Raw genomic sequence first — 7107 nt, 5'->3', positions numbered from 1 at the left:
GCGCGGGGGTTTTGGGGGGGGGGGGGGGGGGGGGCGCCCCCGCGGGGGGGGGGGGGGGGGGGGGTGGGGGGGGGCCCCCCGGTTGGGGGGGGGGGGGGGGGGGGGGGCGGTGGCCCCCCCCCCCCCCCCCCCTTGCCAGGAGACGGGATACGTCGCTGACGGTGAGGTCGACATCTCGGCTACGTACCGACACTCATGAAGGTTTCGACATCGCGGCGTCTTCACTCGACCGGGGCACGCGTGTCACCAACGTACAGGGACGGGGCTTGTGTGATGTCGTGATCAATCAGATGCTCGCATGAGATCGCCGAACGAGATCAACAAAGACACAGAGTTCGAGTCCGGCCGAGGTTTGCGGAAACGGCTCCGGAGGCCGCTTGAGTCCTGGGCAACGCGGCAGGTCACGGCCCTGTGCCTGGCTGGTTAGGCGGGACGAGTCCAGGGATAGTCCAGTGACCGGTGAGTCTTGTCAGCCGAGTCCGTGCATTCGTGTGGCACTTGATCGGCTGGCCAGGCCAGGTCACTATGAGGAGCTTGGCGTGTCACGGCTGCGCAACAGACCAGACGCCCGATGCCGGCGATCGCAACTCTGTGGCTGTGCATATCGACGTCAACAGCCTCATCAATATCGGCGGCACGCTCGCGTCCGTCGCACTCGGTGCGGGGCTGACCGCCGCCATCAACTCCCGCGTGGCCGCTCGTACCGAAGCCAAGCAGGACCGAGACACCCTCGGTGCTCAGTTCGACGCCTTGGTGCTCGCCGTCGCCGGACTCCGCGCAGCGGTCGAGGCGGACCACGTCCTTTGGAGCGGATGGAAGGAGCAGGCACGCACCTTCCTCCTGGCGACGGTGACCGGTCTCGCCCCGGCTGCGTTCGTCAAGGGCTCCGACCGCCGCGAGGTCGCCGCCGCGCTCGGTGGCGCTGGCTGGTTCCTGGCCTACGAACGGCACCAATCGAGGATGGCCACGGCCGGCATAACCCCGAAGCTCGAAGCAGTCATAGCTGCCGCCGCTCCGCTTGGACGACATCCCAGCAGTGCAGTTGTCGACGCCTCCGACAGACTCGTGGCGGCCGCCTTCAGCTATCACGAGTCGCGTGACTCTCAGCACTTCGACTCAGCGGTCGCCGACTTCGGAAACGCGGTGCGCGCTGTGCTTCACCCCGCCCCGCAGCGGCGTCTCTCGCGGCGCCGGAGCGGTCAGTAATGTCGGGCCAAACTGCCGCATACGCTGATCACGAGCCCTCGAAAATGGTAGACGTATGAGGGACGCGTACCCGTGCGCCATAAGGGAAAGAACCTCGGCACGCCGCCCAGACATCGCCTCAAGGCGGACCTGTACATCTTCTCCAGTGCAGAAGGGAGCGCAGTGAAGTCGGTGAGGTGGTTCTTCGAGGAGTTCACGTTCAAGGGACTGCTGCTCATCCCGGCCGCGATCCTGGTGGTCGCTGCGTTCGCGGCTGTGGTCATGTTGGTGTCACCAGGTGACGGTCCACGGCCAACGAACTCACCCACCTCCACGAGCGACGCCCCTGCTTGGGGGTGCGCCGAAGACCCTGAGACAGGTGATGTGGGTGACTGCTGGGAGTTGAGTACACCGTAGTTCAGGTGTTGACCCTTGGCGACGTAACCGTCGAAGTCGCCTGGTACCGGCAGCAGTTCGACTGACGCGCTGCGGCGCTTGCAGAGACCATGCAGGAACGCTGCGGACGTTGTCACGCGTTACTGGTAAGGCGATATCCGAATAGCGGTAGGTCGCGCGATTTAGGAAGAAGGAATTTGTCGGCAGTGGTTGCTGCCTGATCGATACCCAAAGAGAGCTTTAAAGGGGAAGACTGTGCATCTGGTCCTGCTGGTTGGTGCAGTGTTGCTGTTAATATCGGGCATTTTCCTGCAGATGTGGTCGGTGCGGCCTGCGCGGATCGGAGCGCAATACGCGTTGCAACTCCCGGCCGTACTCCTCTATGCACTAGGAGCGGCGATGCTCCTCTTTGTATCATTTCCCGATTCGGTATCCGAAGGTCGCGCGGTTGGATTCACCCTAGGCGGGGCGGCAGGATTCGTAGGGTTCTTCATGATCTGCGCTTTCGCTTGGCTCTCCAAGACTCGAAATCTCGACATGCTTGAGAAGAAAATGGGAGAGCTCGAGAAGGAGAACAGGTCATTAAGCAGGAAAGTCTCCACCAGGAATGACCAGACTACTCACGAGACGCCTCTTCGCCACGAACGGGTACTTTATCAACTAAATGAGATGAAGCGGCGGGGAATCGGCTTTATAACCGGAGATCTAATCAGCGTAACCGGAGTTGACGTATGGGTTAACTCGGAAAATACCCGCATGGAAATGTCCCGAGTGACTGAACCGACGATCTCTGCGACAGTGCGTTTCCTAGGAGCACAGAAAGACCAGTATGGCGAAGTAGTTGCCGACGTAATCGCAGATCAACTTGCCAGTCTGATGGCAGATAAAGCGCGTGTGGCGGCTGGGCAGGTACTAGTGACCACTCCTGGCAGCATCGCCGACTCGCATGACGTGAAAAGGCTACTTCATGTAGCTGCCGTTGAGGGGGAACCGGGCCAAGGTTACCGTCCTGTGCAGAGTATCGAAAACTGCGTTAGATCTGTTCTCTCTGAAATCGATCGATTGAATCACAACGGGGAGAAGCTCCGGTCTGTAGTATTTCCCCTTCTTGGCACGGGAGGTGGAAACAGCGACTTTCCTTACACTGCCCAGGTGATGGTTACTGCCTGCGTGGACTATCTACTGAACCATCGCGGATCGGAACTCCATACGATCTACCTGCTGGCCCATACAGGCGCGCACGTGGTCGCGTGTGAGGAAGCCCTGGAAGCGGACTCCAGGCTAGCCCGACGGTGAGACTGTCCTGTCTGGCGATCTGTCGATGGCACAACGTAGCTGCAGATGTCTGTGCTTCGGCCGGACAGCAAGCGCGATGCCTGCTAGCCGGTGTCCCGCCTACATGCCCTTAGCGCTGCCTGGGACGCTACTCTCTGGGTATGCCCATCAGTGAGCATCTCCTCTTGCAGAACTTTGGCGCAGCTGCCCTTGCTGGCAATGCTGCGCTGTTCGTTGGCGCCGGTCTCTCGCGGGCAGCGGGACATGTTGACTGGAATGGCCTACTAAAAGCGCCAAGAACCACGGCAAAGATTCCCGCCTCACTTACAGACTTGCCTTTGGCCGCCCAGTACTTCGTGCAGTCGGTACCTGGAGGAAGGGAGGCGCTGGAGCAGCACATTTTGAATGAACTAGCCTCTGCTGACGCGTCGCCAACCCAGGGACATGCTGAGATTGCCAAGATCCCTGTCTCTGAGATTTGGACTACCAACTACGACTGGCTAATTGAGCAGTCAACGCCGGACGTCCGTGTGATTGCCAAGGACGACGACTTGCTCGAGCGCTCCGTTGGCGGGATGCGAGTCACAAAGATGCACGGCAGTCTGGTGCCGGGACCACCTGTACGTTGGGCATCCCTGCCGGTTATCACGCGCAAAGACTATGAACAGTACGAATACACGCACCCGCGAATTTGGGCGTCCCTTACTGCAACGTACCTGACTCGCTCGATCCTATTCCTAGGTTTTAGTTTCACGGATCCCAACGTAGAAGTGTTGCTTCGGCTGGCAAGAACGCGTGTGAACCTTGGAGCACCAGAACACTTCACTGTTCTCAAGCGTCCCACGAACCGAAGCGAGTTGGCGCTCTACGGACATCAGGTGGCTGATCTTGAGAAGTCGGGCGTGGCGGTTGTGGAGATTGAAGACTTCGCCGACCTCAACCCTTTGCTAAGCCGGTTGGCTCAGAGGACCCGAGACTCGTGGCTGTTCGTTTCTGGAAGTGCCACCGATGAACTAGAACGGCACAAACATGACGAGCTCCTTGGCTATGAATTGGTGGAGTCAGCAGTTGAGGTGGTTTCTCTTGCTGGTCAGGCAGGCATGAACGTGTCGTTTGCTCTGGGGCGAACCCTCAAGGCGGAGGGACGATATGATCCTGCGCGTATGCGTTTCTTTTTCCGTCAGCGAGATAGTGCTGTGCCCGAGTTGCCGCAACGTATGGGGACGGCTACTTTTACAGAGTTTAAAGTGGAGAGACTCCGAGAGGAAGTTATCTCGAATTGTCGGGCATTGGTCATCCTTGGCGGGGGAGAGCGCACGAAGATCGAGGCACAGTGTGCCGCCGCGTACAAGGTTCCGGTAATCCCGATCGCGGCTTCCGGGGGAGCGGCGCGAGCTATCTGGGAAGAACTTTCGACAGATGCTTCTTACGTGGGTTCGGCGAACAGCCTCTTCACGCAAACTGACTGGAACCTGCTCGCTGATTCGGACTCTAGGGTTGCCATTAGGGCGGCCAAGCGCATGATTTTGCATGCGATGTTCTTGGGGGACTTGTCAGATCCTAGTGGTAGTGTGGGCGCATGATGGAATTCTCCGCCGCGCAGGCATTTCTGATGGCTGCTTCAGAAGTAGTTCCCGCTGACGCACGTGATCTTTCCTCTCTTCTTCAAGAGTATCCTTCACTGGAAGCATTTTCTGATTCCGAGATCCTGCCGGCCGGTCGGCTCGGATATCTTGCTGAGTATGTAAAGAATAGCGTTGATGGGCATAGGGTCGCTTTCTGGGAGCGGAGGCTGCGTGAACTAGCGGTCACGAATCCGTCTGTTCGTATGCTAACGGTTCTAGACACTGATTACCCACGAAACCTCAAGGCCGCATATGACAAGCCACCATTTATCTTCACTCGTGGAACTGTTCTTGCAGCAGATCAAAGTGCCGTGGCGATCGTTGGAAGTCGTCGCACGTCGCCTAGCGTTATAACCGCGGCCGCCACCATCGCGTCGGAGCTAGCCTCGAATGGGCAAACCGTGGTATCTGGACTGGCTCTCGGAGTCGATGCCGCAGCGCACGAGGGAGCCCTCGCAGGAAAAGGCCGGACCGTCGCAGTGCTTGGGCACGGGATTGATCAGGTACAGCCGGCCAGTAACCGGAGGCTGGCGGAAGCAGTGGCGGCGAACGGGTCCTTGATCTCCCAGTTTCGGCCGTTTTCTCCGCCGACATCGAGTAGCTTCCCTCTCCGGAACGCTGTGATCAGCGCTCTGGCGAAGGTAAGCCTGATCATGGATGCAGCGAAGAGAAGCGGCACACGTTCTGAAGCGGACGCGTCCCTTAGGCAGGGCCGACCAGTACTGCTCTGGGCACCCGCACTAGCTGATCAAGAATGGGCTCAGGATTTCGCCAGACAGGACAACGTGTCCATGGTAGAAAGTTGCGATGAAGTTATCGCGGCTATCGGGGGTGGCAACAATGGCGAACAGCTCGAGTTTCCAGAATGATGCGAACGACGAAGACATCGCGCACCATCTAGTGCAGCCTTCGATGGGGGGAGCCGGTGTCTGCCCGTATTGTCGGAGCTGGGCTAACTTGGCTAGCGGTGAATGCCACAACTGTCGGGACGTGAAGGTCGCACTTGGTGAGATTTGGCAGGTGCTTCCTATTTCCCTTTATGTGAAGCCTTCGGAGCTTCGCGATTGGCTTAAGTTCTACAAACCGAGCGGCGGGGATAGATACGACCCGTCCTATGGAATCAAGCTGACTCAAATTCTCGCAAGATTCTTCGATGCGCAAATGTCTAACATCGAGGCTACCTGGGGCCCTATCGATGGTATTTGCGTAGTCCCTTCAACGAAAGGCGTAGTGCCGCACCCTCTTTGTCGAGTGTATGAGCGTACGAACGTCGGTCTGCCTCTAGTGGAGGTTTTGGTACGCGGTAAAGGCCCCTTGCGACACCGCTTCGCGCATCGAGATGGGTTCGACTGCACCTCTCAGGGTGCCGGACATAAAATCTTGCTGCTCGACGACGTTTACACAACTGGCGCTACAGCGCAGAGCGCTGCCTATGCCCTTAAGTCTGCCGGCTACGAGGTTCCCGGGATCCTGACGATTGCGCGACGCATCAATCCGGACTTTACTCCCCAGGTCCGTTCCCTGTGGGAGAGGTGCTCAGCTGATGAATTCGACTTCAATGGCAAATTCATCTAGAACTGGTTTCAATGGGTGCTCAAGTCGACTGATGCGGTGCGGAGTTGAGCTGACCTGCGCTGATGTGCGCGCTGCCTGTCGGCACTTGTCGACGTCGGCCACTGCCGGACGGCCCAGAGACGGCCCAGCGCTGATCCTCGCGAACCGCTCGCTTGGCCGCCGGGGCTCATCGAAGACGCAGGCGTGAACCTCAGCCGACGACAGCCAGCCACGACGCCGGGCCGGCCAACCGCCCAACATCTCTCCGGGCCACTGAAAGGGCCCGACGGCTGTCGGCGCCTTCTAGTTCCCCTGGGCCGCTATAGGAGGGTCTAGGCCCTTCAGGAGTATCCCAACAGGACGGCTGGAGCCGTCTTAGACATCCTGACTTCATGCATCTGGATCGCGCGACTGTGGCTGTGATCGTCTCCGGTGTCAGTGCTGCCATCGCCCTAGCGAGTGCCACGGCAGCTTGGGCCACGTACCGACGTGTCCGACCCAGGATCAAGGTCCGCGTGGAAAAGTCCGGTCTCGATATGCACTGGAAGCCTGACAAGGTCGCCTACTACCGATTTGGGTGAGGTTCAACAACAAGGGGACTACCCCCATCAAGGTAGAGCGCTTAATCATGGTGTGTGCCCGTAGGGCCTGGAAGTTCAAGCCACCTAAGTACCAGAAGTATCTACGGTTCGAGGCGGCATTGAAGGTGGAGGGCTTGGACGGTGAACGCCACTGGGAACGAGTGCCCGTCCCCGTGCTGTGAAGGAAGGCAAGCATCCGCTCTACGTCCGCTTCAACGCTCAGCTCTCCAACGGTGACATGGTGAAGGGGCGCCGGCGGTGGAGGTTCCCCGAGTTGCACTCTCCGCCGGACGCAGACGAACGATGGCCCGAGACGTACCGTCATCCGTGACCGTTCGAGTGCCCGCCGGGGGCATGGACTGGAACCACGATGTTCCTCAACTAGCGTTCCTGGTTTGGTACCTGGGGCGGTACCCAGCGCACCGCCTATGAACAGGGGAAGAGCTGTCGTCATCTGTCGGCGGTGGCCGCTCTCGGACGGCCCACAGGCG

5 protein-coding genes are annotated in these 7107 nt (G+C 59.3%); all 5 read left to right on the top strand.

Annotation, left to right across the window (positions count from 1 at the left end):
* Positions 1 to 597: 597 nt before the first annotated feature.
* The 5 genes from ACGFSH_RS11525 to ACGFSH_RS11505 all read left to right on the top strand — a co-directional run bounded on the left by ACGFSH_RS11525 (position 598) and on the right by ACGFSH_RS11505 (position 6056).
* On the top strand, positions 598 to 1206 hold the full coding sequence (locus tag ACGFSH_RS11525) for a hypothetical protein (protein WP_393347278.1): 609 nt from the start codon (positions 598 to 600) through the stop codon (positions 1204 to 1206).
* 630 nt (positions 1207 to 1836) lie between these two features.
* Positions 1837 to 2877, top strand: a complete 1041-nt coding sequence (locus ACGFSH_RS11520) for a macro domain-containing protein (protein ID WP_393347276.1) — start codon at positions 1837 to 1839, stop codon at positions 2875 to 2877.
* Between the two features lie 140 nt (positions 2878 to 3017).
* Positions 3018 to 4439 (top strand): SIR2 family protein, encoded by a 1422-nt coding sequence (locus ACGFSH_RS11515; protein ID WP_393347274.1) that lies wholly within the window; start codon positions 3018 to 3020, stop codon positions 4437 to 4439.
* Complete coding sequence (locus tag ACGFSH_RS11510) at positions 4436 to 5350, top strand: DNA-processing protein DprA (RefSeq protein WP_393347272.1); 915 nt, start codon at positions 4436 to 4438, stop codon at positions 5348 to 5350. The genes ACGFSH_RS11515 and ACGFSH_RS11510 overlap by 4 nt, the downstream gene beginning before the upstream one ends.
* Positions 5351 to 5471: 121 nt before the next feature.
* A complete protein-coding gene (locus ACGFSH_RS11505; RefSeq protein WP_393347270.1) occupies positions 5472 to 6056 on the top strand; it encodes a ComF family protein in 585 nt (194 codons plus the stop codon).
* The last annotated feature ends 1051 nt before the right edge of the window (positions 6057 to 7107 follow it).

It is taken from the genome of Streptomyces sp. NPDC048481 (assembly GCF_043200075.1).
Classification (GTDB): Bacteria; Actinomycetota; Actinomycetes; order Streptomycetales; family Streptomycetaceae; genus Streptomyces.
Note: the sequence above shows the minus strand (reverse complement) of the source record. Positions and strands in the feature narration are given on the sequence as shown.

Bases quoted from the DNA above. Each gene is read 5' to 3' on its own strand.
- ACGFSH_RS11515 (WP_393347274.1), top strand. From the start codon at position 3,018: ATGCCCATCAGTGAGCATCTCCTCTTGCAGAACTTTGGCGCAGCTGCC.
- ACGFSH_RS11510 (WP_393347272.1), top strand. From the start codon at position 4,436: ATGATGGAATTCTCCGCCGCGCAGGCATTTCTGATGGCTGCTTCAGAA.